The 25,811-nt window shown below is 68.9% G+C and carries 20 protein-coding genes and 3 pseudogenes; 12 read left to right on the forward strand and 11 right to left on the reverse strand.

What is annotated here, in order from left to right; genetic code table 11:
- The first annotated feature begins 124 nt into the window (after positions 1–124).
- The 9 genes and pseudogenes from OG322_RS39510 to OG322_RS39550 form a co-directional block, all read left to right on the forward strand.
- Positions 125–1,282 (forward strand): ROK family transcriptional regulator, encoded by a 1,158-nt coding sequence (locus tag OG322_RS39510; RefSeq protein ID WP_241200372.1) that lies wholly within the window; start codon positions 125–127, stop codon positions 1,280–1,282.
- A 144-nt stretch (positions 1,283–1,426) separates the two neighbouring features.
- On the forward strand, positions 1,427–2,701 hold the full coding sequence (locus OG322_RS39515) for an ABC transporter substrate-binding protein (RefSeq protein WP_123465804.1): 1,275 nt from the start codon (positions 1,427–1,429) through the stop codon (positions 2,699–2,701).
- Positions 2,698–3,690: a carbohydrate ABC transporter permease gene (locus OG322_RS39520; protein ID WP_206432444.1), complete on the forward strand. Its 993-nt coding sequence runs from the start codon at positions 2,698–2,700 to the stop codon at positions 3,688–3,690. Before OG322_RS39515 ends, OG322_RS39520 begins: the two co-directional genes overlap by 4 nt.
- 5 nt (positions 3,691–3,695) lie before the next feature.
- Entirely contained in the window at positions 3,696–4,544 is an 849-nt protein-coding gene (locus OG322_RS39525) for a carbohydrate ABC transporter permease (RefSeq protein ID WP_123465808.1), read from the forward strand.
- Positions 4,545–4,670: 126 nt separating this feature from the next.
- Positions 4,671–6,623 carry a glycoside hydrolase family 5 protein gene (locus tag OG322_RS39530; protein ID WP_241200373.1) on the forward strand — a complete coding sequence of 651 codons (1,953 nt, stop codon included), beginning with the start codon at positions 4,671–4,673 and terminating at the stop codon, positions 6,621–6,623.
- 56 nt (positions 6,624–6,679) lie between these two features.
- A complete protein-coding gene (locus OG322_RS39535; protein WP_329307670.1) occupies positions 6,680–8,434 on the forward strand; it encodes a glycoside hydrolase family 35 protein in 1,755 nt (584 codons plus the stop codon).
- A 211-nt stretch (positions 8,435–8,645) separates the two neighbouring features.
- Positions 8,646–11,687 (forward strand): alpha-mannosidase, encoded by a 3,042-nt coding sequence (locus OG322_RS39540; protein WP_124286021.1) that lies wholly within the window; start codon positions 8,646–8,648, stop codon positions 11,685–11,687.
- Between the two features lie 84 nt (positions 11,688–11,771).
- Positions 11,772–12,443: an HAD family hydrolase gene (locus tag OG322_RS39545; protein WP_260147164.1), complete on the forward strand. Its 672-nt coding sequence runs from the start codon at positions 11,772–11,774 to the stop codon at positions 12,441–12,443.
- 210 nt (positions 12,444–12,653) lie between these two features.
- A pseudogene (locus OG322_RS39550) lies at positions 12,654–13,209 on the forward strand (TetR family transcriptional regulator); the annotation flags it as partial.
- Between the two features lie 3 nt (positions 13,210–13,212).
- Here the strand turns inward: OG322_RS39550 and OG322_RS39555 are convergent.
- Positions 13,213–14,150 (reverse strand): annotated as a pseudogene (locus OG322_RS39555) (SMP-30/gluconolactonase/LRE family protein).
- Here OG322_RS39555 and OG322_RS39560 point away from each other — a divergent pair.
- Positions 14,040–14,723 (forward strand): annotated as a pseudogene (locus OG322_RS39560) (monooxygenase); the annotation flags it as partial. The pseudogenes OG322_RS39555 and OG322_RS39560 overlap by 111 nt on opposite strands.
- A 395-nt stretch (positions 14,724–15,118) precedes the next feature.
- Here OG322_RS39560 and OG322_RS39565 read toward each other — a convergent pair.
- The gene (locus OG322_RS39565) at positions 15,119–15,883 is read right to left on the reverse strand and encodes an alpha/beta hydrolase (RefSeq protein WP_329307671.1); all 765 of its coding nucleotides are present in this window, start codon (positions 15,881–15,883) and stop codon (positions 15,119–15,121) included.
- 609 nt (positions 15,884–16,492) lie between these two features.
- Here OG322_RS39565 and OG322_RS39570 point away from each other — a divergent pair.
- On the forward strand, positions 16,493–16,657 hold the full coding sequence (locus OG322_RS39570; RefSeq protein ID WP_260147165.1) for a hypothetical protein: 165 nt from the start codon (positions 16,493–16,495) through the stop codon (positions 16,655–16,657).
- A gap of 169 nt (positions 16,658–16,826) precedes the next feature.
- On the opposite strand, the gene OG322_RS39575 is transcribed toward OG322_RS39570, so the two are convergent.
- From OG322_RS39575 to OG322_RS39585, 3 genes are all read right to left on the reverse strand, one after another.
- The gene (locus OG322_RS39575; protein WP_206432445.1) at positions 16,827–17,408 is read right to left on the reverse strand and encodes a transposase; all 582 of its coding nucleotides are present in this window, start codon (positions 17,406–17,408) and stop codon (positions 16,827–16,829) included.
- Positions 17,405–17,620 carry a hypothetical protein gene (locus OG322_RS39580; protein ID WP_221198145.1) on the reverse strand — a complete coding sequence of 72 codons (216 nt, stop codon included), beginning with the start codon at positions 17,618–17,620 and terminating at the stop codon, positions 17,405–17,407. The genes OG322_RS39575 and OG322_RS39580 overlap by 4 nt, the downstream gene beginning before the upstream one ends.
- A 206-nt stretch (positions 17,621–17,826) precedes the next feature.
- Positions 17,827–18,591 carry a substrate-binding domain-containing protein gene (locus OG322_RS39585; RefSeq protein WP_329307672.1) on the reverse strand — a complete coding sequence of 255 codons (765 nt, stop codon included), beginning with the start codon at positions 18,589–18,591 and terminating at the stop codon, positions 17,827–17,829.
- Positions 18,592–18,769: 178 nt separating this feature from the next.
- Here OG322_RS39585 and OG322_RS39590 point away from each other — a divergent pair, with 178 nt between their 5' ends.
- A complete protein-coding gene (locus OG322_RS39590; protein ID WP_164494510.1) occupies positions 18,770–19,390 on the forward strand; it encodes a TetR/AcrR family transcriptional regulator in 621 nt (206 codons plus the stop codon).
- On the opposite strand, the gene OG322_RS39595 is transcribed toward OG322_RS39590, so the two are convergent.
- The 6 genes from OG322_RS39595 to OG322_RS39620 form a co-directional block, all read right to left on the reverse strand.
- A complete protein-coding gene (locus tag OG322_RS39595) occupies positions 19,371–20,729 on the reverse strand; it encodes an MATE family efflux transporter (RefSeq protein WP_123465830.1) in 1,359 nt (452 codons plus the stop codon). The genes OG322_RS39590 and OG322_RS39595 overlap by 20 nt on opposite strands.
- A complete protein-coding gene (locus OG322_RS39600) occupies positions 20,726–21,712 on the reverse strand; it encodes a phosphotransferase family protein (protein WP_123465832.1) in 987 nt (328 codons plus the stop codon). The genes OG322_RS39595 and OG322_RS39600 overlap by 4 nt, the downstream gene beginning before the upstream one ends.
- A 165-nt stretch (positions 21,713–21,877) precedes the next feature.
- Positions 21,878–22,606 (reverse strand): helix-turn-helix domain-containing protein, encoded by a 729-nt coding sequence (locus OG322_RS39605; RefSeq protein ID WP_329307673.1) that lies wholly within the window; start codon positions 22,604–22,606, stop codon positions 21,878–21,880.
- Between the two features lie 82 nt (positions 22,607–22,688).
- Entirely contained in the window at positions 22,689–23,507 is an 819-nt protein-coding gene (locus OG322_RS39610; protein ID WP_329307674.1) for an isocitrate lyase/PEP mutase family protein, read from the reverse strand.
- Entirely contained in the window at positions 23,449–24,861 is a 1,413-nt protein-coding gene (locus OG322_RS39615; protein ID WP_329307675.1) for an ISL3 family transposase, read from the reverse strand. The genes OG322_RS39610 and OG322_RS39615 overlap by 59 nt, the downstream gene beginning before the upstream one ends.
- The gene (locus tag OG322_RS39620; RefSeq protein WP_329307676.1) at positions 24,767–25,612 is read right to left on the reverse strand and encodes a recombinase family protein; all 846 of its coding nucleotides are present in this window, start codon (positions 25,610–25,612) and stop codon (positions 24,767–24,769) included. The genes OG322_RS39615 and OG322_RS39620 overlap by 95 nt, the downstream gene beginning before the upstream one ends.
- Positions 25,613–25,811 lie beyond the last annotated feature (199 nt).

Raw genomic sequence — 25,811 nt, forward strand, 5'->3', positions numbered from 1 at the left:
AGGACCGGGCAAACGGAAACATCGAATGATGTTTGGAGTGGCCGCAGTTGGGCCAGAGCGTAGGGCCGCTCGAACGAGAAAATCAATACTGGACGAAGTTATTTATTTATCGTAGGTTGCCGCCGTGTTTCCAAACCACTCGCGACCACTGGTGACGGCACCGGCCGAAACCGCCATCCTCGCCCTGCTGTTGGCCGAAAGCCCGCTCAGCCGGGTGGAGCTGGCCCGCCGGACGGGCCTGTCCTCGACCGCTGTGACCAAGGCCGCGCGACCACTCCTCGACGACGGCTACCTGCACGAACTCCCCCCGGAGCGCACCGCTCCGGGGGCCGGACGTCCCGTGAACCCGCTGGCCGTCACTCCCGACCGGGAGTTCGTCGTCGGTGTGAAGATCAGTGCCGACACCCTCTTCGGCGCGGTCTGCGACCTGCGGGCGCGGATGCGCACCACCGCCAGCCGGCCGCTGGGCGACCGCGACCCGGCCGCCGTATGTGCGCTACTGGCCGAACTCGTCTCCGAACTCCTCGACGTGAAACCCGAGTACCGGGCCCGCACCCGGCACCTGGGCGTCGCGGTCTCCGGCGACGTGGACCGTTCCTGCGGACGTGTCCGCTACTCCGTGCTCCCCGATTGGCGCGATGTGCCACTGGCCGATAACCTCGCCGCGGCGACCGGCCTGACCGTCACCGTGGAGAACGACGTCAAGGCCATCACCGCCGCCGAGCACTGGTTCGGTGAGGGTATCGGTACCGAGTACTTCGCACTGGTCACCATCGGAGCGGGGATCGGCTCCGGGATCGTCATCAACGGTGAGCTGGTCGCCGGCGCGTACGGCGTGGCCGGAGAGATGGGGCACATCAGCATCGACCCGGCCGGGCCGCGGTGTCACTGCGGCCAGACCGGTTGTGTCGAGGCCGTCGCCTCCAGCGACGCCGTCCTCGCCGCCATCCGCCGCGCCACCGACGACCCGGACCTGGACTTCGACGGTGCCGTTCAGCTCGCCCGTGGTGGAGACCCCGCCGCGCAGAGCGCCTTCGCGAGGGCCGGCCATGCCATCGGCGTCGGCATCGCCACCCTTGTGAACCTCATAGGTCCCGAGCGCGTCGTCGTCACGGGCGAGGGGCTCGACACCTACGACCTTTTCGGAATGCACATCAGGGACGCCTACGAAGCGCACTGCTTCAAAGCAGCGGCGAAATGCCCGCTGACCCTGCGTCCGCTCCCCTGGGAGGAGTGGGCCCGCGGCGCCGCCGTCGTCGGCATCCAGGCTCTCTTCCCCTGAACGAGCTTCACCACCCCGTTCGCCGGCCCGAGCTTCCGGCGCAACCGATGTCCAGCACCGTCTGCCAACTGTGAATAACCGGACACCGGCTGCGCCGGACAACAACACCCGTACACCCAACCCTCTCAACCTGAAGGACGCGAAGTGAGCGCACGGAGCTCCAAGCTTAGTCGCAGAGGATTCCTCGGCGGATCCATCCTGTTCGTCGCCGGAGCGGCGGTCGGTTGCAGTACCGACCCGTCCAGCGGCGGCTCCTCCGGGGCGAAGACCACCCTGAACGTCTGGTCCCACGCCTACGGCGAGGCCGGCACCCAGCAGGCCCTCACCCGTTACGCCACCGCGTTCACCAAGGCCAACCCGGACATCGCGGTCAAGGTCACCTGGACCCCCGGCGACTACTCCAGCAAGCTCTACGCGACCCTTCTCACCGACTCCGCCCCGGACGTCTTCGAGATCGGCGACTTCAGCGAGAGCCTCGCCCGGCAGGGCCAGATAGCCCAGCTGGATGACATCTACGGCAGCGCCAAGTCCGACTTCAACCAGGGCGCCCGCGACATGGTGACCGTCGACGGCAAGCTCTACGGCGTCAAGACGCTCGACGACATCATGATGCTCTACTTCCGCAAGAGCGTGCTCTCCAAGGCCGGCATCACCCCGCCCGACAGCTTCGACGCGCTCGCCGACGCGGCCAAGGCCCTGAGCTCCAAGAAGACCAAGGGCCTGTTCGTCGGCCAGGACGGTCTGGGCGACAGCGCCATCCTCTCCGTGTTCTCCAACGGCGGCGACCTCGTCACCGCCGACGGCAAGGCGGGCTTCGGCTCCTCCCAGGCCGCCGAGGCCGTGGCCGGACTCAAGCGCCTTCACGACGACAAGTCCCTGCTGCTCGGCTTCACCACCGACTGGTGGGACCCCGCCGCCCTCACCCAGAACGCCGTCCCGATGCAGTGGGGCGGCCTCTGGTCGATGCCCGCCATCAAGACCGCGCTCGGCGACGACTTCGGCGTCATGCCGTGGCCCGCCTTCAAGCCCGGCGGCAAGCCCGCGGTTCGCGTCGGCGGCTGGAGCACCTGCGTAAACGCCAAGGGCAAGAACGTGGAAGCGGCCAAGAAGTTCGTCCAGTGGCTCTGGATCAAGCAGACCGACCTCCAGACGGACTGGTCGCAGAGCTACGGCCTCCACATCCCGCCGCGCACGTCCGTCGCCGCCGCCGCCGACAAGCTCGCCCAGGGACCCGCCAAGGAGACCGTCGAGCTGGCCACCAAGTACGGCAGGAACAACCCCAGCACCTGGAACAGCGCTGTGAGCTCCCTCTTCACCGCGGCCGCGGTGAAGATCGTCGGCGGGAAGGGCGACGCGGAGAAGCTCCTGGCCGACGCGGCCAAGAAGGCCCAGGGCGAGATCGACAAGCAGCGCGCATGATGAAGTCCGCACCTCCACCCACGCTTGACCACGAGCGTGTCGGGTGCCCCGCGGCTGAGCCGCGGGGCACCGCCCCCGTCCGCCGTTCCCGCCCGGACTGGCGTGCCTGGGGAGCGTTCGCACTGCTCGCCGGGCCCCTCCTGATCGGCCTGGTCCTCTTCAAGTACGTCGCCATCGGCTGGAGCTTCCTGCTCAGCCTCAGCGAGGCCCGTGGCAGCATCGCCCTGGGCCGCTGGGTCGGCCTGGACAACTACCAGGCGCTGCTCTCCGATGCGGTGTTCCGTAAGTCGCTCGGCCAGATCCTGCTGTTCACGGTCTTCATCGTGCCGGTGACGTTCGCCGCCTCGCTGGGACTGGCGCTGCTGGTGCACCGGATCCGGCGCGGCCGGGCCGTGCTGCGCACCGCCTTCCTGATCCCGGCCGCCGTCTCCTACGTCGCAGCCTCCCTGCTGTGGAAGATGTCGCTGTTCAACGGGCTGCCGAGCGGCATCGCCAACACGATCGGCGGATGGTTCGGCATGGATGCCGTCCCATGGCTGCAGGCCACCTCGCCACCGCTGTACTGGGTCGTCCTCATCACCCTCCGCCTCTGGCTCCAGGTCGGCTTCTACATGGTGCTCTTCCTCGCCGGGCTCCAGGGCATCCCCAAGGAGATGTACGAGGCCGCCGCCCTCGACGGCGCCACCGGCCTGCGCCTGCTGCGCAGGATCACCCTGCCGATGCTGCGCAACACCTCGGTGGCCGTCCTGATGCTGCAGTTCATCGCCGCCTTCCAGGCGTTCGACGAGTTCTACAACCTGTTCAACAGCGGGCTGTCCGGGTCCGCCGCGGCCCCGATCCGAACCCCTCTGGGCTACCTCTACGACACCGCGATGGGCTCCCAGAACTACGGCCTCGGATCGGCCGGAGCTTTCGTACTCACCGCCCTCATCATCGGTGTGACCCTGATCCAGGGCCGGCTCACCGGCTTCGGCAAGGGTGAGGAATGAGCAACATGACAACGACAACACGACAACTGCCGCTGGTGGTACGCCGGTCCGTGCGCGGCCTGCTGGCAGGCCTGCTGACAGCGGTATTCCTGGCGCCCTTCTACCTGATGCTGCGCAACGCGCTGATGGACACGCAGGGCCTGACGTCACCGGAGTGGAGCTGGTGGCCGTCGACGATGCACTGGGAGAACTTCAGCTCGCTCTTCAGCGACCCGGCCCTGCACATGGGCCAGGCCCTCGGCAACTCGTTGCTGATCGCCGCGATCACCGCCCCGGTGTCGACGCTCCTCGCCTCGGCCGCCGGATACGCCCTCGCGCGCATCCCGGTACCCGGACGCGGCGTCGTGCTCGCCCTGGTGGTGGCCACGCTGATGATCCCCGGCTCGGTGACGTTCGTCCCCACCTTCGTCGTCGTGGGCTCCATGGGCGGGGTCAACACCCTGTGGGGGATCATCGCACCCGGGCTGTTCAACCCCTTCGCCGTTCTGCTCTTCCGCAACTTCTACCTCCAGTTCCCCAGCGAGATCGAGGAGGCCGGACGCCTGGACGGGCTCGGTTGGCTCGGCCTCTACCGCCGGATCGCGTTGCCGTCGTCCGGCGCGATGCTCGCCTCGCTCGGCGCGCTCGCCTTCATCGACAGCTGGAACGCCTTCCTGTGGCCGTTGGTCATCGGTCAGGACCCGTCCGCGTGGACGGCCCAGATTGCCTTGTCGACGTTCCTCACCTCACAGACCATCAACCTGCCCGGCCTGTTCGCCGGAGCGGTCGTGACCATCGCCCCACTGGTGGCCATGTTCCTGGTCGCCCAGCGTTACATCGTCGAAGGCATCGCCACCAGCGGCCTCAAGGGCTGAGCTGCTGAAGACGTCGTCATCAGCGGCCTCCATGGCTGAGCCGCACCTGACTCCGGACCACCGGTCCGGTCCGCATCACCTGAAGATCCAACCCCCACACCCACCCCACCCTTGGAGGGGACAATCATGAGATCCGAAAGGTCGGCTCCCGCCGTCAGGAGATTCTTCTCCCGAATTCTGCCTGCCACGGCAGCCGCGGTCACCCTCGTTCTCGCGGGAACCACCGGCTCCGTCGCAGCGACCCCCACCGCCACCACCGCTCCCATGACCGGACCGCAGTTGGCAGCCTCCTGGACGGGGCCGCTGAGTACCCGCGGGCGGTACATCGTCGATGCCAACGGCAACCGCTTCAAGCTGAAGGCCGGCAACTGGGCCGGTGCCCAGGGCACCTGGGAGGGCAGCGGCGACGTCAACGACCCCACGAACCACCAAGCGGACCAGATGTCGCACAACCTTCCGTTGGGCCTGGACCGCGCGCCGATGGCACAGATCATGGCCGACTTCCACGAGCTCGGGCTGAACAGCATCCGGCTGCCGTTCGCCAACGCGATGATGCGTGACACCACGGTCGTACCCGACTCCGCGGTCGCGGCCAACCCGCAGCTGAAGGGCAAGACCCCGCTGCAGGTGTTCGACGCGGTGGTGGCGGCCCTGACCGCCGACGGGTTCGCGGTCATCCTCAACAACCACACCACCTCCTACCGCTTCTGCTGCGGCCTGGACGGCAACGAGCGCTGGAACAGCGGCCAGTCCGCCCAGCAGTGGCAGGAGGACTGGCTCTTCCTGGTGAACCGCTACAAGGCGAACAAGCGTGTCGTTGGCGCGGACCTGCGTAACGAGATCCGCCGCGACACCCTGGACGACCCCAACTGGGGCCGGGGCGACGATCACGACGTGTACGCGGCCTTCGAGCTGGCGGGCACCCGCATCCTGCAGGCCGACCCCGACATGCTGGTCATCATGGAGGGCATCAACTGGTACGGCATCCCGCTGGACGGGCTGGACTACGGCAGGCCGATGCTGACGCCGGTCCGTCAGCTCTCGAATACCCTGATCACCTCGGGCAAGCTGGTCTACGCCGCGCACTTCTACGGCTACACCGGCCCGAACTACACGGGTGCCGAGAGCGGACCGGGGCACACCAACGACTGGCCCTACGAGGACTTCCCGCTCGACAAGCTGAAGCAACTGGTCCACGACGAGGCCCTGTTCGTCACCCAGTCCGGCCAGCACTTCACCGCCCCCGTCTGGATCAGTGAGTTCGGTGCCGGCGGCCGGGGGTCGCAGGACACCAAGGAGAAGACCTGGTTCGGCAACTTCACCGACATCCTGGTCGAGAACGACACCGACTTCGCCATCTGGCCGCTGGTCGGATGGACCGGTCCCAACGGTGCGCCGCAGGATACCTGGGCCCTGATCTCCTACGACACCGCCGGCAAGCGGCAGAGCCTCAGCGACTCCGGCGACTGGCGGACCGCCGACTGGAACAAGCTGGTCAACGGCTCGGGGAAGACCGGCCCGGTGGCACAGGTCAACCACTGGAACATGCTCGACCTCGACTTCCGCGACCACAACGTCTCCTCCCGCATGCTCTCCCAGAGCGACTGGAGCCCCGGCTACCGCAAGGGCAACTGCCCCGACAGCCAGCGTCTGACCGGCCTCGGCCGCAGCGACAAGCGCGGCCTGTGCACCGACGCGAACCAGCCCGCCAAGGGAACCGGTGGCTGGGTGGCCGTCCACGACGAGCGGTACGTCACCCACGGTGACTGGGCGGCGGGCTACAACAAGCTCCAGTGCCCCGACAACACCTTCGCCGTCGGCTACAGCGTCAACGGCAACTCCATGGCCGGCCTGCTCTGCGCGCCGTCCGCCGCACCGCTGCCGCTCAACGGCCGCAACGTCTGGTTCGACCAGGGCGACAACCGCCCGGCCACGGGCGGCTCGATCGAAAGCGACTGGGCTCCCGGCTACTACAAGGGTCAGTGCGCCGACAACGAGTACATCGCCGGCGTCGCCTTCACCTGGAAGTGGAACCACAACGGTGTTCCCGACACACTGCTCTGCCGTCCGCTGAGCTGACCCACCCCCTCAGTTCCACCAGTTCGACCAGTTCCATCATCGAGGAGACCACGGCCATGCCCCGACTCGAGGTTGCCGCAGACGGCTTCCGTCTCGACGACCGACCGCTGCGGATCATTTCCGGCGGGCTGCACTACTTCCGGATCCATCCGGAACAGTGGGCCGACCGCCTTCGCAAGGCGCGCCTGATGGGACTGAACACGATCGAGACCTACGTCCCATGGAATCTCCACTCGCCCCATCCGGGTGAGTTCCGGCTGGACGCAGGTCTCGATCTTCCCCGGTTCCTCGATCTGGCCGCCGCCGAAGGCCTGCACGTACTGCTCCGCCCCGGCCCGTACATCTGCGCCGAGTGGGAGGGTGGCGGCCTTCCCTCCTGGCTGCTCGCCGACGAGGACATCGAACTGCGCAGCCGCGACCCGCGTTACCTGAAGGCGGTGGACGACTACCTCGCTGCCCTGCTGCCGCCCGTCCTTCCCTACCTCTCCACACATGGCGGCCCGATCCTCGCCGTGCAGCTGGAGAACGAATACGGCGCGTACGGCGACGACTCCGGCTACCTGGAGGATCTGGCGGAGCTGCTGCACCGGCACGGAGTCGACGTACCGCTGTTCACCTGCGACCAGCCCTCCGACCTGGAGCGAGGCGGCCTCGACGGTGTCCTGCGCACCGTCAATCTCGGCAGCCGGGTGGACGCCGGGCTCGCCGCACTGCGCACACACCAGCCGTCCGGGCCGCTGATGTGCAGCGAGTTCTGGATCGGCTGGTTCGACCGCTGGGGCGGAATCCATACCACCCGCAGCGCGGCCGACGCCGCCGCGGACCTCGACCGGCTGCTCGCGGCCGGCGCCTCGGTCAACATCTACATGTTCCACGGCGGCACCAACTTCGGTTTCACCAACGGCGCCAACGACAAGGGCACGTACCGTCCCACCGCCACGTCGTACGACTACGACGCGCCTCTGGACGAGGCCGGCGATCCCGGCCCCAAGTACGCCGCCTTCCGCGAGGTCATCGCCCGGTACGCGCCCGTGCCCGAGGAGCCGCTACCCGCCCCCGCGCCCAAGCTTTCCGCGACCACCGCCGAACTCACCGCATGCGCCGGACTCCTGGACCAGTGCGAGCGGCTCGGCAGCACGGTGCACACCGACCGCCCGCAGACCATGGAACAGCTCGGCCAGTCCTTCGGGTTCATCCTGTACGAGACGACGCTCCCGGCGGCAGGGCCGGCCATCCTCCGCATCGCCCAGGTGGGCGATCGCGCCCAGGTCTTCGTCGACGGCCAGCCGGTCGGCGTCCTGGAACGCGAGAACCATGAGCACGCCCTCACCTTCCACACCCCCCGGCACGGAGCACACTTGGCCGTGCTGGTGGAGAACCAGGGCAGGGTCAACTACGGGCAGGGCATGCACGACCGCAAGGGACTGCTCGGCGAGGTCACCGTCAACGCACAGCCCCTGGACGCCTGGTACAGCCGGCCGCTGCCTCTCGACGATCTGGGCCGGCTGTCCTTCACCGGGTCCGAGCCCGCCTCGCCCCCGGTCGGCCCCACGTTCCACCGCGGACACCTGGACATCGAGCAGCCGGCCGACGGCTGGATCGCCCTGGACGGCTGGACCAAGGGCCACGTCTGGATCAACGGCTTCGCACTCGGCCGGTACTGGTCCCGAGGACCGCAGACCACGCTCTACGTCCCCGCACCGATCCTGAACGCCGGCCGGAACGAGATCACGGTGCTCGAACTGCACGGCGCCACCACCCGCACGGTGGAGCTACGGGGAACTCCCGATCTCGGCCTCCTCGAGGACTGACGTCCGAGACACCGGACAACGGGCCTCACCCAGGCAGGCCGACCGGCCACGCCGACCGGACCGGTCGGAACGACTGGACATCCGCCTTCGGAAGGCCCCGCCCGGACCCGCACGAGGAGCCAGGAACTCGGTCCGCGCCGGGCTCGAACCGCTCCTGACGGTCGGCCGGCCGCGACAAGATCACCGTCCTCCACCGACGACAGAGGAATCCATGCACAGCAAGCGACGCCTCACCGAGCAGCGGCTCGACCGGGTGCTGAACCAGCGCATCCGGCCCGCGGCCCACGCCCGTACCGTCCCGGTCGAGATCGCGATCTGGAGCGTGCCGGGCGAGCCGGTCCCCGTGGCCGACGGCCTGGCCGCACCGTACGAACCCGTGGCGCTCGGGCACCGGTGGGGGCCGGCCTGGTCCACCAGCTGGTTCAGGATCAGCGGCAGGGTTCCGCAGGAGTGGGCCGGCCTGCGGGTCGAGGCGGTCATCGACCTCGGCTTCAACGTCACCGGCGCGGGCTTCTCCACCGAGGGCCTGGTCTACCGGGCGGACGGCAGCGTGGTGAAGGCCCTCAACCCCCGCAACGCCTATATCCCGGTCGCCGACCCGGCGGTCGGCGGCGAGGAGTTCACCTACTACGTCGAGGCTGCCGCCAACCCCAACCTGAACGACGACCACGTCCCGTCCCGGACCGGGGACCGCCCCTCCTGGATCACGGGAGCCGGCTCCAGCAGCGCGCCCCTGTACCAGCTGCTCCGACTGGACCTGGCGGTCTTCGACGCACAGGTGTGGGAACTCGCCCAGGACCTGGACGTCCTCGGGGGCCTCATGCACGAGCTGCCCGAGGCCGACCCACGCCGCTGGCAGCTCCTGAACACCATCGAGCAGGCCCTGGATGGAATCGACCTGCAGGACATCGCCGGCAGTGCCACCACCGCCCGCGAGGTGCTGCGCCCGGCGTTCGCCGCCCCCGCGGCCGCCAGCGCCCACCGCATGTCCGCCGTCGGACACGCCCACATCGACACCGCCTGGCTGTGGCCGCTGCGCGAGACCGTCCGCAAGGTCGCCAGGACGCTCTCCAACGTCACCCATCTCATGGACGAACACCCGGGCTTCCTCTTCGCCATGTCCCAGGCCCAGCAACTGGCCTGGCTCAAGGAGCACCGCCCCGAGGTCTACACCCGGGTCCAGGAGAAGGCGGACAAGGGGCAGTTCCTGCCGGTCGGTAGCCTGTGGGTGGAACCCGACACCAACATCACCGGCGGCGAGTCCCTCGCTCGGCAGCTGATCCATGGGAAGCGCTTCTACCTCGACGAGTTCGGCGTCGAGACCGAGGAGATGTGGCTGCCCGACACCTTCGGGTACAACGCGGCCATGCCGCAGCTGATGAAACTGGCGGGAATCCGCTGGTTCCTCACCCAGAAGATCTCCTGGAACACCACCAACAAGTTCCCGCACCATACCTTCTGGTGGGAAGGCATCGACGGCACCAGGATCTTCAGCCACTTCCCGCCGGTCGACACCTACAACGCCGAGATCACCGGCGCCGAACTCGCCCATGCCGTCGGCAACTTCCAGGACAAGGAGGCAGCCAACAGCTCACTGCTCCCGTTCGGCTACGGAGACGGCGGCGGCGGCCCCACCCGGGAGATGCTGGCACGGGCGGAGCGTCTCGCCGACCTGGAGGGCTCGGCCAGGGTCGTCATCGAGAGCCCCGCGGACTTCTTCGAGCGGGCACACGCCGAATACCCCGACGCACCGGTGTGGCAGGGGGAGCTGTACCTGGAGTTCCACCGCGGCACACTGACCAGCCAGCTGAGGACCAAGCAGGGCAACCGTCGCAGCGAGCACCTGCTGCGAGAGGCCGAGCTGTGGTCGGCGACCGCCACCTCGCGCACCGGACTCGCGTACCCCTACCAGGCCCTGGACCGACTCTGGAAGACGGTCCTGCTGCACCAGTTCCACGACATCCTGCCCGGCTCCTCCATCGCCTGGGTCCACCGGGAGGCGGAGCAGACCTACGCCGCCGTCACCGCCGAGCTGCGCGCGATCACGGACGCCGCCCAGCGCGCCCTGGCCGGCGAAGGCGATCTGCCCGTGGTCTTCAACGCCGCTCCGTTCGCCCGCGACGGTGTCCCCGCCCTCGGCGCCACGCTCCGCACCCGGCCGCAGGGCCGGCCCGTCGCCCCGGTCCCCCGCGGGGACGGTTTCGCGCTGGACAACGGCCTGGTACGCGTCCGGGTCGATGCCCAGGGCCTGGTGACCTCGGCGTACGACATCGCGGACGGGCGCGAAGCGCTGGCCCCCGGTGCCGTCGCCAACCTCCTCCAGCTGCACCAGGACTTCCCCAACGAGTACGACGCCTGGGACATCGACGCCTTCTACCGCAACACCGTTCACAACCTCCTCGACGCCGAATCGGTCGAGGCACAGGAAGACGGTGTCCGGATCGTGCGGACCTTCGGTGACTCCCGCATCGAACAGCTGGTCTCCCTGTCCGAAGGCTCCCGACGCCTGGACGTCGACACCGAGATCGACTGGCACGAGAAGGAGAAGCTCCTCAAGGCGGCCTTCCCGCTCGATGTGCGGGCCGACCACTCCAGCGCGGAGATCCCCTTCGGACACGTCCGGCGCCCCACCCACACCAACACCAGCTGGGACGCCGCCAAGTTCGAGATCTGCGCCCACCGCTTCCTGCACCTCGGCGAACGGGGGTGGGGCGCGGCCGTGGTCAATGACTCGACCTACGGGCACGAGGTCACCCGGGACGTCCGCGCGGACGGCGGCACCACCACGACCGTCCGGCTCTCCCTGCTCCGCGCTCCCCGCTTCCCCGACCCGGACGCCGACCAGGGCCACCACCATCTGCGATACGGGTTCGTCATCGGCGCGGACATCGCCGACGCCGTCCGCGAGGGCTACGTGTTCAACCAGCCCGAGCGTAGCCTCCTCGGCTCGGCCGAGGTCGAGCCGCTCGTCACCGTGGACAACGAGACCGTGGTCATCGAGGTGGTCAAACTCGCCGATGACCGCTCCGGCGACATCGTCGTACGTCTCTACGAGGCATGCGGGGGACGCGCCCGAACCGTTCTGACCGCCGGATTCCCGCTGGCCTCCGCGGTCGAGACCGATCTGCTGGAGCGTGAACTCGACCCCTGCCAGAACACGGACGCCGTACAGACGGACGGCCGAGGAGTGCACCTGGCACTGCGCCCGTTCCAGATCCTCACTCTCCGGCTGAGGCCCCGGAAGAGTGACTGACCGACGCTCTCCGGCAAGGGAACTCCGGAACCACCGACCTCACGAGTGATCAGCCAAGCCATGACCGAAGAAGGTAGGACCGCTGTGCCCGTACCCCCCGCCGCCGTCCTGTTCGACATGGACGGCACGCTGGTCGACACCGAGCGTCTCTGGCTCCGGACCACGGCCGAACTCGCCGCCGATCTCGGCCACACCCTCACCGAGGAGGACCTGCCCGAGGTGCTCGGCCGCGCTGTCGGTCACACCGCCGCCCACCTGTGCCGTATCACCCGGACCAGCCTCACCCCGGACGCCTTGGCCGAGATCCTCAGTGACACGTTCAGCAGCAAGGTCGCCGCTGAGGTCGTCCCCAGGCCCGGCGCACTGGCGCTGCTCGCCGAGCTGAGCGAGGCGGCCGTGCCCACCGCGCTGGTCTCGGCCTCACCCCGCCGCGTGGTGGACCTGGTCCTCGGCAGCCTCGGCGCTCACTGGTTCACCGTCACGCTTGCCGCCGAGGACACCGAGCGCACCAAGCCCGACCCCGCCCCCTACCTGGCCGCCGCCGACCGACTCGGGTTGGACCCTGCGGCCTGCGTGGCCGTCGAGGACTCTCCGACCGGGGTCGCCTCCGCGCACGCGGCGGGCTGCTCGGTGCTGGCCGTTCCCTCCACCGTGCCGATCGCCGAGGCCGACCGGATCACCTTGCTGGACAGCCTCGAACAGGCCGACCTGGCGTTGCTGTCCACACTGACCGTGGCGACGACACCGACCGCCTGAATCCGTACGCGACCGGTCAGAGGTGTCGTGTCCGGTCGCCGCGCGGACGCACCAAGTGGACAACCCGTTCGGCGACGACCACGGGCCCGGGCATGAACGCCGCCCCGCCCCGCGGTCGTACTACGCTTCCCGGGTGACGAAAGCCACCGAGTCCCCGGCCCCGCGACCTGCCGCCCGGGGCTCGGCCGCCGCGCAGGGAGGGCCGCCGGCGAGGGCCGTCCGACCAACCAGGGGCGCCGGGTCGCGGTCCGCAACCGGGCCGCCCTCATCGCCGCCGCCCACGAGGCCTTCGCCGAACAGGGCCTGAACGCACCACTGTCCGGTGTCGCCCGCCGTGCCGGGGTGGGGCAGGGCAGCCTGTACCGGCACTTCGCCGACCGGTTCGCGCTGGCCTCCGCCGTTCTCGACGAGAACGTCCGGCAGATCGAGCGGGCCGCAGCCGAGCCGGGCGGGGAGCGTCCTGGGCGTGATCACCTGGCACCTGAGCCGCTCCACGGCGTTCGCCGATCTCCTGCGGGTCCGCGGCGAGCAGGCCCGCACCCTGTCCGAGCGCGTCCGTCCCGCCTTGAGCCAGTGCCTGCCCGTCGGCCATCGCCTGCCGGCCGACGACGTCATGCTCGCCGTGGCCGTGGCCGTGGCCGTGGTCTCCGGAGCCGTCGGCGGCCCCACCCCGGCGGAACGAGAGCGCTCGGCCCTGCGGGCCTGGCGGCTGCTCGGCGTCGAAGTGGGACCGTTGCGGCCCTTCGAGGCCGCCGGCGACGAGTGACGGTCAGCCGCCGTTGGACTGGCGGATGCCCTTGGCGAGCGCGGTGAACCTGTACACGTACCCGCCGTCGGAGCCGCTGACGGTCATGTAGGCGGCCTTGCCGCCCTGGGTGATGGCGACGTTCGTCGCCGACTTCAGACTGCCGGCGTCCTCGGCGGGCACCTCGACAGTGGCGAGGCACTCCCCGTACTTGCTGTAGACGGCCATGGCCGGCCGTGCAGCGCCTGGTAGAGGCTGCCGTCGGCGTCCACGGCGCTGGAATCGGTCTGGGCCAGGCCGCCGTCGACGTGGATGGCCTTGTGCCGCGAGGTCACGGAGGCCTTGTCGGCGTCGAGCGACAGGTAGAAGATGGCGTCCTCGGTGAGCTCGCTGATCCACAGGCCGCGCACCTCGGGGTCGAACATGATCCCGCTGGGGTGGGCGAGCCCGTCGGCCCGGACGGTCGTCCCCGTGCCGTCGCGTTCGATGCGTACGGTGCGCCCCCCGGTGTCGCCGGGCTCGTTGCCGTGCGAGTCGCTCACGTACAGGTTGCCCTCGTCGTCGAAGGCGATGTCGTCCGGGGTCATCCGCGAGCCGTCCACCTTGCCGGAGAAGAACGTGCGCGGTTCCGAACCGTCCCGCTCGACGTCGACGACGGAACCGGTGGCGAAGTCGGTGAGGTACAGACACCCGTCGTACGGGCTGATCTGCGCGGAGGTGTAGGCACCTGTCCTGTCGGTGTAGACGCCCTGGTGCTCACCGGTGGCCACGTCGACAGAGATGACCTTGGGCTCGCCCGGGGGAGCGGTGACGTCCACGACGTACAGGTCGCCGTTCTCCGTCAGGACCGGGCCCTCCAGCCCTGGTACCGGTACGCGTGCAAGCGCCCCACGTTCTCCGGCCGGTACCTGCCCACGTTCAACCGGGACGACGTCACGCTCGTGGACACCGCCGACAGCCACGGCATCGAGCGCATGACCGCGCGCGGCGTCGTCGTGGGCGGTGTGGAGTTCGAGCTCGACTGCCTGGTGTTCGCCACCGGGTTCTCCGTCGGTGTCTCCGGCATCACCTCCGGCGCGCTGCCCGTGACCGGTCGCGACGGGGTCCGGCTCCTCGACGCACGGGCGCAGCACGGCCCGCGCACCCTGCACGGCTTCACCAGCAACGGGTTCCCGAACCTGATCCAGATGGGCTCGCTCCAGAACGCCAGCAGTGTGAACTTCACGCACATCCTGGACGAGCAGGCCGTGCACGCCGCCGCCCTGGTCGCCGCCGCGGAGAAACACTGCGCCGTCGTGGAGCCCACCCGAGAGGCCGAGGACAGCTGGACCGGCATCTGCGCCGGGGGCGCCCCCGACCAGGAGTGGTTCCACGCCGAGTGCACCCCCGGCTATTACAACCGGGAGGGCCGCGGCCGCCCGAACGGTCCCCTCGCGTACCCGCACGGCGCCGTCGCCTTCCACGACCTGCTGCGCAGCTGGCGCGAGGAGAGCATCATCGAGGTGCTGCAGGCCAAGGCCTCCACCTCGGTCTGACGCCCGCCCGGCATGCCCTGCCCGGCGTGCTCTGCCCGGGGCCCGCCGGGTGAGCCGGGAAGCCGTCAGGTCTTCCGGCGACCGGTCACCCCGGCGACGCACGTGTCGAAGTCACCGGATCCGGTGCCGGATCGGTGCCGTAGCGGCTTCGGGTCGGCTCCGGATCGGCTACGGAACACGAGCCGATCTCCCTCTGAAGCTGCTCCAACTCGCCTGGTAGGAACCGGGCTTGTGGCATTCGCCCTTGCAACATGAGCTCGTGCGCCTTCCGGATCTCCGGAGGTACTGCGCGCCCCGCCACACGATCGCGGATCCGTCATCCGGATTCACAGCTTCAACCCGGGCCCGCGGTAGCGGCGCCCGGTGGGCAGACCGGACGCCGCTACCACTCACCTTCAGGCCGGAGAGATGACCGTCCGGCCAAGATGCCGGGCGAAGAACCGGACCGCGCTGTCGGCCTCGAACCTGGGGAAGCCGAAGTGCCCGCCCGCGTTGGCGTGCAACGTCTTCTCCTTCGAGGCGAAGGCGTCGAATAGCGCGAGGCCGGCCTCGCGCGGGATGCGCTCGTCGTCCCACTGCAGGTCGAACTCGATCGGGACGGTGATCTGCCTCGCCGTCTCGACCAGGGCATCGGGCCACATCAGGCCGAAGACCGCGGCCGTGATCCTGGGCTCGACCGCCACCAGCGGTACCCCGATCGCGGTGCCCAGGGCGATACCGAAGTAGCCCACCGGCCCATCGGCGCCGATCTCCGGAAGTTCCTGAAGGGCATCCAGGGTCGCCCGCCACTCGGACACGGCGAGCTCCGCCAGACGGGCGTTGTACCGCACGACGATCGGGCCTTCCGGCTCGCCCGCCGCCTGCGCCTTGCGCAGCTCGGCGATCTCCTGCTCGTCGTGCTCGGTGCGTGGCCGGTCGCCGTGACCGGGCGCGTCGATGACGGCGACATGGAAGCCGCAGCCGGTCACGAGACGGTGGGCGCGGCCCACCATCGCCGGATGCTTCTTGTGGGCGCCGCCGCCGTGACCCATCAGGACCAGGGGCGCACGATCGGCACCGGAGGCCGGCGACCGGAGAACACCAGGGATGCCACCCACGGTGAAGTCGCGCTCGACCATGCCGTTCGACGACGACTCGGCGGTGAACTGCAGAGAATGCATAGGTGTTGCCTTTCGGGAGTGCCTTGTTGTCGAGGCGCTCCCGGCGACACTTACGTCAATCGCCCGACCGTGACGGAAAGAGGGAGCACCCACATCGATACGCGTTCATGGGTCTCACCTCCTCGGGCGGCGTCACGGTCGATCGCAAGTTACCAGTCCGATCATCATCCCTCCAAATTGTTTCAGTGGCACCAAAATGTCCAGCAAGCGGGCGGCTCGCTCGTCCCGTCTGCCCATGGTCATCGCAGTGAGCGCATCCGCACTACTGTCCGTCGTCGGTCCGACGCACGCGGCCCCGGCCAAGGACCCCTCCCGGCCGACATCCCCGACCACCAGGCCGCCCTCAACGCGGTGAAGTCCACCGACGCCCGCAACGCCGTCTGCCGCTTCCTGCGCACCCCGGTGCCCACCGGCGTACACCGGCGTACACCGGCAAGCCGGTGCAGACGATCCCCGAAACGGCCGAGCCCTGCGCGGCACTCCTGCGGACCCTGATGTGACGTGCGCCTCGTCTCCCGGATGTGTCTTCCGACCTGGCGCTGCAACGATCAGCCTGTTCGGCCCACTACCCGATGACAGAACACACCAGGAGGGACAGGAGGTGCGGCAGTGCCCGACTACGACGCGGATCGTTTCACCGTCATCTACGACGGCTGTCGGCAACGCGTGTGGGCCTACGTCGTCAGCCGTGCGGGACGGCAAGTCGCCGACGAGGTGGTGAACATGCTGACTCTCAGTGGGTGTTCTGTGAGCTTTCGCCGGGTCTCAGTCTGAGCGTGAGGTTGGCTGTGGCGGTAGGACGAGGGCAGGGGGTGAGGCCACCGGCAAGGTCCGGGGGTGATCTCCAAGACGGTCTCCCGGGTGCAGTCGCTCCAGGGCCTTTTCGGCGACCTCGAGTTGGACGGTGAGCTGAGAGATCTGAGTGCGGCGCATGTCGGGCAGGTCACGTCCCGCCGCTTCGCGTATCTCGATCCACTCCAGGAACTGGCGCATACTCACTCCCGCCCGTTCGTACCGGTCCCAGCGGCCGGGCCGGTGGCGGATCACGCCAGGCCATCGTCGCCGTAGCGGTGAGCCGGCGGGTCATCACATCGGTCATCGACCAGCGGATCCATGACGCCGAACTGGCGGGCAGGGTCTCGTAGTCGCGGGCCAGGCACCGGCGCAGCATCAGCATGCCGAAGGTCTGTTCGACGATCCACCGCTTCGGCGCCGACGCGAAACACTTGTGGTCCGGATCCCGCCGGACCATCTTGACGTTGATACCCAGGGCGGCGCCGTGGTCGAGGACCGCGTTGTTGAACCCTGCGTCCACCCGGCCCTTGGAACCGGCCAGGTTCGCGTCCGCGACCTGGCCCAGCACCGTGATCCCGATGGCTTTGTCGTGCACGCTTGTGGCGACCACGAGCAGGCCGAGCGCGTCGGTGGTGATACCTCGCTCGCGGCCCCGGCTCTTGCCCGGATCCAGACCGGTCGCCTCCTTCGGCGCATTGAGCGACGCGTGAACGGTCTGGGTGTCCATCACGATCGCGGACGGTCCTCCCGCCGGCCGCGCCCCTCGCGGACCTGCCAGCGCAGCAGATCGTGGATCACCTGGTCGGTGCCGTCGACACGCCACAGCCCGAAATAGTCCAGGAGGAAGGCGGCAAGGCGCGCCTCTCGCTGATTTGCGCCCGCATCTTCTTGGGCATGGAACTGACAACCTCGCGTAATCGTGAGTCGCCTATTCAGCAGCATGTAGGGGTGGTGTTAACCGTGAGTCGTGAGGGGCCGGCAGCGTGCGAGAAGTCGGCGGTGAACCGAGGGCGTGGCGCGACGCGCAGGATGTAGCCCCGGCCGCGTCGTACGGCGCCCCCTGGTCGAGCGCGGCCCGCTCGGTGGGCTCCAGCTCGACGGCGCGGAGGAAGTCGGCGGCCTTCGGCATCGGCCCTCCTACCGCCCTCTCAGTGCTCGACGGGCACTGTACTGCCACGCACCACCATGCCGACTGCGACACCCTTGCGGTACTGGGACAGCACATTTCCGTCGAGCAGCAGGCGGGTCGCCGCAACTGCCATCTCCTCCACCGGCATGCGCATCGTCATCAGGGGCGGATTGGCGCATACCGCTGCAACGCTGTCATCGAAGCCCACGAGGCTGACGTCGTCCGGAACCTTGTGGCCACGCTCCGTGATCGCCTGCACCGCGCCTGCTGCCATCAGATCGCAGGCCACGAACATTGCGTCGACCTCCGGGTGCGCTGTCAGCAGCCGATGCGCCGCCCGGTGGCCTCCCTCCCGTCGGAAGTCTCCCCCGCAGCTGAACTCGGGAAGGCCGAACTCCCTTACCGCTCGTAGATATCCCTGTTGGCGCGCGCGTGCGTCGGCACTGTGATCAGGACCGTGCACTGCCGCAATACGTCGCCTGCCCGACCGGTACAAGTACTCCACGGCCGCGAATGCGCCACCCTCGTTGTCGGCCTCGATTGCCGGCCGGGACGACGACGTTGCGGCCAGCGACACCACCCTGCGGCACCGTCGCTGAAACCGCACAGCCATGGCAAGCGGGACATCGGCCAACACCGCACCGACGGTCGCATGAGCCGCGATCGCGTCCACCGCTTCGAGGTCGTCAGATCTCGAGAGCGCCCGGACACGAACCTGCACATCGGTGCCCTCCAACGCCGAGATGACTCCGGCCAACACCCGGCTGTAAGTCAAGCCAGCCATCTGACACTACGTGAAGAGATCTGGCTGCCCGCAGGCCGCTGCACCTGGACGTGCTTCAGGTGCGCTTGCGGTTCGGCTGTGAGGTGGACCTTGCTCGCGGGCCGGTCAGTTCGACCGGCATCGCGCTGAGGCACCTGCTGCTCGGCCTTCTGATCGCTGCCGCTGCGATGATGGGGTCATGTCTGATGGTGGAGCCAAGGTGCCTGCGTCCTCGCATGGGTATGCGAAGGGGCGGGCGCGCCGTGAGCAGATCGTGACGACCGCTGTCGAGGTGTATGCGGATGTGGGTTATCACGGCGCCTCGTTGCGGGAGATCGCGAAGCGGGCCGGGATCAGCCACGTGGGCCTCCATTACTACTTCCCCAACCGTGAGGCGCTGTTGGCGGCGGTGCTGGAGCGCCGGGACGAAGAGGACACCGCTCAGCTCGGGCCGAAGGTGTATTCCCCCAAAGCGGCGGTGCAGCATCTGGTTGATCTGGCCGATCACAATGCCCGGCATCCAGGCATGGTGGAGTTGTACGTGCGTCTCGCGGCGGAGGCGTTCGCTGAGGATCATCCCGCGCATCAGTACTTCAGGGAGCACTACAGGACGACGCGGGAATATGTGCACCATGCGCTGCGGGAGCTGGCGGAGCAGGGGGCGTTGCGGGACGGGGTCGATTCCCGGGTGGCGGCGGCCGGGTTCGTGGCACTGATGGACGGGTTGCAGGTGCAGTGGCTGACGAGTCCGGATGCGGTGGACATGGCCGGGGTGCTGCGTTCCTATGTGGAGCAGTTCCTCAAGGAGTCTTCGGCGTAGCGCCGTGCAGGCGTCGCAGCAGCAGGAGGGCGGATGCTGCGGTGGCCACTTCGCCGGTGGCCAGTGCGGTCCAGACGCCTGTGGTGCCCATTCGGCCGAGGGCGGCGATCAGTGGGACTTTGATCAGGAGCAGGGTGCCGATGGAGATGAGGTACGCGGGTGCCGGGCGGCCCAGTGACTGGGCGTAGGCCGCTACCAGCGGGCCGATCCCGGCGACGGTCAGCCCGATCGCGATGACCGGCAGTGCCTGTCCGGCGGCGGTGATGGTGTCGTCATCGTTCAGGAACAGGCCGGCCAGGGGCCTGGCCAGCGCGGCGAGGGCGGCGGCGGTGATCAGTCCGTACAGGAGTGAGGCGAAGAGTGCGTAGTTGCGGGCTTTGAGTGCGCGGTCGGTCAGGCCGCGGCCGCTGTTGTAGCCAACGATGGGCTGCAGTCCCTGACTGATGCCGGTGTGCGGCATCATCACGAAGGTCTGCAGGCGGGCGCAGACGGCGTAAGCAGCGAGCGCGGTGGCCGACCCGGTAGCCGCGAGGGCGGCGTTGACAAGGACGGCCAGGAGTGTGACACCGGTGCCGGCGAGGAACGAGGGCAGGCCGACGCCCAGCAGCGCTCGCAGCGTCGGGCCGTGGGGCAGCAGGTCTCGGAGGCTGATGCGGTAGGAGCGGCGCGTCTGTATGAAGAAGAACCATAGGCTCATCGCCGCGGAGACGGCCTGGCCGCCGATGGTTCCGAGCGCGGCGCCCCGTACACCCATGTCGAATCCGAAGATCAGCAGCGGGTCGAGGGTGATCTGTACGGCGACGGGCACGAGCCACAACAGGGTTGAGAAGCCCATGCGGCCTTCGGCTCGCACCAGGCTGGAGAAGCCGGTGGAGACAAGGGCCCCGCACAGCAGTACTGCGGCGTAGGGGCGGGCGGTTGCACGCAGTTCGCCGGTGGCGCCGAGCAGAGTGAGCAGCGGGTCCAGGAAGGCCAGTCCGAGGATGGTGGTGGCGGTGGCGCAGGCCCAGAACAGGGCGAAGGAGTTGCCCGCCGCACGGGCGGCGGCCCGATGATCTCCCGCGCCCAGGGCACGGGAGATCAGGGAGGCGCCACCCGCGCCGACGGTGGTGGACACTGCGCCGAGCAGCAGCAACAGCGGGGCGACCAGGTTGACCGCGGCCATCGCGGTGTCGCCTACGCCGCGGCCGACGAACCAGGCGTTGGTCAGGGCGTAGATGCCGTACACGCCGACCGCGGCGGTGGTCTGGGTGCAGGTGCGCCACAGCAGACGGCCTACCGGGTCGGTGCCGAGCCGGGTGGTGTGGTCTGCGGCGGGAGGCGTCGGCGCGGAAGTCACCGGCGGGTGCGGCCGAGCAGAGCCATGGCCTCGTCGAGGTGCGGGCGTGCCCAGTCGTACTGCTTGGTGTCGGTGTGCCCGCGGTACACGGTCTCGATGACCATGATCAGCAGCAGGTGCAGGCAGTACAGGCGGCGTCGTGTCTGTTCGGTCTCGGTCAGCTCGCCGTGACCGTAGCCGCGCATGAAGGGCGCCGGGTCACCGAAGGCGGCTATCTGGGTGCCGGCGAAGCCGGCCTCGATCAACGGGTCGCCGTAGGAGGCACGTTCGTGGTCGATGATGCAGACGATCTTGCCGTCGCGGACCATTACGTTGCTGTCCCACAGGTCCCACTCGACCAGGCGGGGTTCGGTGACCTCGTCGAGGCTGCCGGCGTGTTCGGCCACTACTGCGCGCACGGTGTCGTAGTCCCAGCCGATGTCGACGCCGCGACGCTCGCCGTCGACGAGGACGTTCTCGATCATCGTGGTGAACGCCTGCCGCCAGCTGGCATGGCCGGGTCCGGCCAGCGGGCCGAAGTGCTGACCGCGGATGGCGTTGATCTCCTGGTTGACCGCGCCGAGTTGCTCCATCAAGGCGTCGCGATCGGCCGTGGGGAGCGTATCGGCGATGATGCCGAGGTTGTCGGCGTCGATATACGGCATGAAGAAGTAGTGGGCGTCGCACAGCTCGCGGCTCTGGTCGGCGAAGTCGACGGCGGGGACCGGCACGGTGGTCTGCGTGCGCAGAAGGTCCAGCGTAGTCATTTCGATCGACATGGCACCGTGCTCGTAGGTCATCACCTCCACCGCCGGCGGCGGGGCGATCTTCAGGACGACCTCGGCGCCGTCGCGCAGACGGATGCGATAGGCGACGTTGAACCAGCCGTGACCCAGCTCACTCGCCCATCCGTCCCCGGCCGGGACTTGGGCGGCCCCGTAAGCGCGCTCGATCATGGCGCGCAGCACCTCGGGAGACTGCCTGTTCTTGGTGATGCTCTCCACACTCGGTCCCTTTGTTGATGGCGTGTTGGTGGTGCCTGCTGCGGGTGCGAGATCGCCCGGTGCAAGGTCGGTACCACGGTCGGCCGTAAGCCGCCGCCAAATATCTACCACGTGTTAGAAATCTTCACTAGGGGGGAGAGTACGTTCGTACGCACGCACGCAGGTCTAGACGTGTCCTGTGTGGCGAGGCGGACAGGACGCTTGTAGCAGCACAGAGCAAGGCGGCGAGTCCGAGAAGGGCCAGGTGGTCATGGGGAGCGCCGAGGTCACGCCGGGGTACTCGTCGTCGCCCAGCGCGGTGCCCTCGAAGGTACGGGTATACAGGTCAAGGACGCGCTGGGCCCGGGGGTGGAAGTCTGGGTCAGTGATGAAGATCCAGGAGTGGTGCTGCCACGGCTTGAGCGCGTCGGTCTTGAGCCAGCGGCGCACGGTGGAGGCTGACAGGAAGGTGACGATGCCCCGTGTGACGGCCTCGCGGGCCAGCTCCGGACACGACCAGCGCGAAAGCGGCACTCCGCTCTCGGCGGGCAGCCGGCAGGCCAGTGCCTTCACCTCGACCGCCTGCAAGGGCGTGAACGAAGACGGGCGGCCGGATCGCTGACGGTCCCGGAGCCCGGCAAGTCCCTGCTCGGCGAAGCGGCGCCGGCATCGGCGCACCGTGTCGAGGTGCAGATCCGTCTCCCGCGCGATGTGGGCATTGGAACGGCCGTGCGCGGCGTGCAGCACGATCTGCGCCCGCACCCGCTGCCGGTACTCGCTCTTGTGGCCCCAGGCCACCTTCTTCAACCGCTTGCGATCGGTGGCGGTCAGAAATATCGCACAGGCGACGGTAACAGGCACGGCAGACGGGCCAATCGGGAGAAAATGATCACGGTCGGAGGCGGCCTGCCGCACCCGCGCGCCGGCACGCCACACGCCTTGCTACGGGGCTCGGGCAGGATGGCCGCCATGGCCGCACCTCCCGACTCGTCCAGGGTCAGTGAGGCGTGGAGAACAGCGCGTTGAGTTCCGGGAAGGCCATGCCTTCGGCGAGCGAGTCGTAGTCGCCGGTGCCGAAGAGCTCCTGCGCGGTGCGGCGGGCGGCAGCGTAGGCGGCCTGGGCCACGCCCGATCCGAGACTGACGCGAGCCACCCCGAGGGTGCCGAGCTCCGCGACGGTCGGGGCGCCGGGGCCGGCCATGACGTTCAGCGGTACGGAGATGTCCCTGGCCAGCGTCGCGATGGTGGCGGTGTCGGTGACGCCGGGGACGAAGATGCCGTCCGCGCCCGCATCGACGTACATGTGCGCCCGGGACAGGGTTTCCTTCAGTCGGGTGTCCGGGTCGCCGAGCCCGAACAGGAAAGTGTCGATACGGGCATTGAGAAACAGGTCCGCGCCGGCCTGGTCGGCGGTCTGCCGGGCCGCGGCCAGCCGCGTCGCGAGCTCTGTCGGTGGCCGGGTGCCGTCCTCGATGTTGATGCCGACGGCACCCGCCGCGAGCACTCCGGCTACGGTCTCGGCGACACCGGCGGTGTCCGTGCCGTACCCGCCCTCGATGTCAGCGGTGACCGGAACCGCGACGGCAGTGACGATTCGGCCGATCAGTTCCAGCGCCCGGTCCCGGGTAAGGACATCGCCGTCCGGAGAACCCAGTGACCAGGCGACGCCGGCACTGGTCGTGGCGATCGCGGAGGCACCTGCGGCCTCGATGACGCGGGCGCTCGCAACGTCCCAGGCGTTGGCGAGCGCAAGCGGTTCAGTTGGGGTGTGCAGGGAGCGGAAGAGGCGGGTGTTGTCCGGCTGTGTGATGGTCATGGCCGCAATCAAACATCGACTGCCACCCGCCTTCTGGCAAGAATCCGACACAGACGTCGACCTCGAAACCGACGCATATGCCCCGCACCTCCGGAGTCAACCCCCCGAAGGAGCTCGTGGGGTGGCGTGTGAGCCATCCTGTGACCTGCCGCACCGTTGGTGGCGGAGGCGGAGCCTCGGGTGCGACGGAACGCAGGGTCGCGATGTGGGCCCGGACCATCTGGTAGGTGACGGGCGCGTTCTCGGCGAGGAGTTCGCGGTGGAGACGGGTGACGCTGGTGCATCCCGCTGCAAACCGGCTCTCCAGGTAGGGCTTGTAGGGGTCCAGTCTGCTGGGCCGGGGCCGGTTCTCGCGGAAGGTGTCCTGCCAGTGTGCGGCGTTCGCGTATCGGAGCACGGTGTTCAGGCCCCAGCCCAGATGCCGGGCGATCGCCCGTCGTGAGCGTCCTTGGGCGAGCAGCTCATGGACCAGGGCGTGTGCGGCCTTCTTGCAGTCGGCCCGTCGCCCGACGGGGTCCGAGGTGTCCCGCGGCCCTTCGAGGTTCGGACGGGTCGATCGCAGGCTGGGCAAGGAGCCGCGCAAACAGTCGCGGTGGGCGGCGACGCAGGTCTCCACCGCCCGGCCCAGGCCCTGCCGCAGATGGAACCGGTCGGCGACTTGCAAGGCGGTGGGGGCGCCGCGCCGGGCACCCTCGGCGTAGGCGCCCGCTCTGTCCCGGCAGATGACCTCCACGCCAGGGTGACGGACCAGCCACTCGGACAGTGGCCCGGCCTCACGCGTAGGGAGCACATCGACGACCCGATGGGCTTCAACGCAGGTCAAGACGGTGTAGTAGGTCTGACCACGGCGAATCGCGAAGTCGTCCACCCTCAATACCCGCGGCGTTCCGAGCTGAGGATCGGGCAACAGCATGACCCTGCGCAGCAAGGTCATCCCTCCCGCGCCGAACCCCAGCTGGGCGGTCAGCCGCGCGCCGGCCCGCCCGGCCAGCGCGAGCCCTACTTTCTCCAGGGCGTGGTTGAGCCGAGTGGTGAATCGTGCGTACGGAGTCGTCAACCGGGAGAAAGGTTCGGCGAACGTCCGGCGCCGGCAGTCCGCCGACACACAGATGAAGCGCCGGACCACCAACCGGATCACGAAGCTCTGCCCACCGAGAGGAAGGTCCTTCACCCTGAGCTGATAGCGGTCATGCACCCGGTCCGAGAAGTTGCCGCAGTCCGGGCAACCCGCCCCCGTCATCCGGCCTCTCGCCACCACCTCAACCGTGCCGAACACGGCAGTCACCCCCTCGACGTCCACGTCGTCGATCCCGTCGAACACAAGCGAGTCCCAGAACGATGCGTCGGCCTGCATGACCAGCACCATCACCCCCCACTGCTACCCGCAGGAGCGACGTACAGGTACGTGATGGAGCGTCACTTCCTGTGGCTCGGCGACAAGGCGTACGCGGTCTCACTCGAACCACCATCTCGCAATCGAACACCGGGGTGACACTCAGCAACGCTCCCCAAGATCTGTGCCAGAACCCAATTCTCGTGAACATCCCTGACGCGCTCACGCGCCAGATGCCTCCCGAAATCACAAACAAATGCTGCTGCTGGAAGTGAACGAAGCCAGCTGGTGATCGCCCATGGCAGGCTCGTGGCTTTCCGGGCGAGGGGAGCCGGGCAGGGGCCCGGCGAGCATCTCCAGGACCAGGCCGGCCGTGGGCGGTGAGGTGGTCGGCGAGCGCGGTGAGTTCGGCGGCGTCGCGGCCGAGGCGCTTCATCTCGTACACGGTGAAGATGACCCGGCAGTGCGGGGCGTGCGCCTTGACCTCCCGCGCCGTCCGCAGCGCCTCCTCGAACCGGGGTCGGACCCGCACCCGGGTGCTGGTCTTCTCGCTGAAGATCTTGTCCCTCGGGATGCCGTGCCCCGCGAGCGCGTCGAGCTGGGAGTCGAGTTCCTGCCCGAGGGTCGAGCACCGCGCGCATCCGAGGCGGATGTCCGCGCTCGGCAGGTCTGGGTCGACCGGCGCCGGCGGCGGGGTGCCGGGCCGCCAGGGCCGGCCCGGGCCGCGGTCGGCGGGGGTCGGCACTCGCAGCGCCTTCTTCAGCCGGGGCACCTTCGTGAAGCGGCGGGTGTGGTAGGCGGAGGCGACGGCGCCGCCGCGTTAGCGGCACGGCGAGCCGGGCTGGGCGTCACACTTCGGACAGGCGTGCTGTTCGACATCGTCCGCGTCCGACCGGTCGGTCGGGGATGGCTGCTGAGGGTCCGTCATGAGCCCGGACTTTCGCACAAGGCAAGTCTCAGAAGGGGGTCCG

It is taken from the genome of Streptomyces sp. NBC_01260 (assembly GCF_036226405.1).
Taxonomy (GTDB): domain Bacteria; phylum Actinomycetota; class Actinomycetes; order Streptomycetales; family Streptomycetaceae; genus Streptomyces; species Streptomyces laculatispora.

Bases quoted from the DNA above. Each gene is read 5' to 3' on its own strand.
- OG322_RS39520 (WP_206432444.1), top strand. From the start codon at position 2,698: ATGATGAAGTCCGCACCTCCACCCACGCTTGACCACGAGCGTGTCGGG.
- OG322_RS39525 (WP_123465808.1), top strand. From the start codon at position 3,696: ATGACAACGACAACACGACAACTGCCGCTGGTGGTACGCCGGTCCGTG.
- OG322_RS39530 (WP_241200373.1), top strand. From the start codon at position 4,671: ATGAGATCCGAAAGGTCGGCTCCCGCCGTCAGGAGATTCTTCTCCCGA.
- OG322_RS39535 (WP_329307670.1), top strand. From the start codon at position 6,680: ATGCCCCGACTCGAGGTTGCCGCAGACGGCTTCCGTCTCGACGACCGA.
- OG322_RS39540 (WP_124286021.1), top strand. From the start codon at position 8,646: ATGCACAGCAAGCGACGCCTCACCGAGCAGCGGCTCGACCGGGTGCTG.
- OG322_RS39565 (WP_329307671.1), bottom strand. From the start codon at position 15,883: ATGCATTCTCTGCAGTTCACCGCCGAGTCGTCGTCGAACGGCATGGTC.
- OG322_RS39580 (WP_221198145.1), bottom strand. From the start codon at position 17,620: ATGCTGCTGAATAGGCGACTCACGATTACGCGAGGTTGTCAGTTCCAT.
- OG322_RS39585 (WP_329307672.1), bottom strand. From the start codon at position 18,591: ATGGCTGGCTTGACTTACAGCCGGGTGTTGGCCGGAGTCATCTCGGCG.
- OG322_RS39590 (WP_164494510.1), top strand. From the start codon at position 18,770: ATGTCTGATGGTGGAGCCAAGGTGCCTGCGTCCTCGCATGGGTATGCG.
- OG322_RS39610 (WP_329307674.1), bottom strand. From the start codon at position 23,507: ATGACCATCACACAGCCGGACAACACCCGCCTCTTCCGCTCCCTGCAC.
- OG322_RS39615 (WP_329307675.1), bottom strand. From the start codon at position 24,861: ATGCAGGCCGACGCATCGTTCTGGGACTCGCTTGTGTTCGACGGGATC.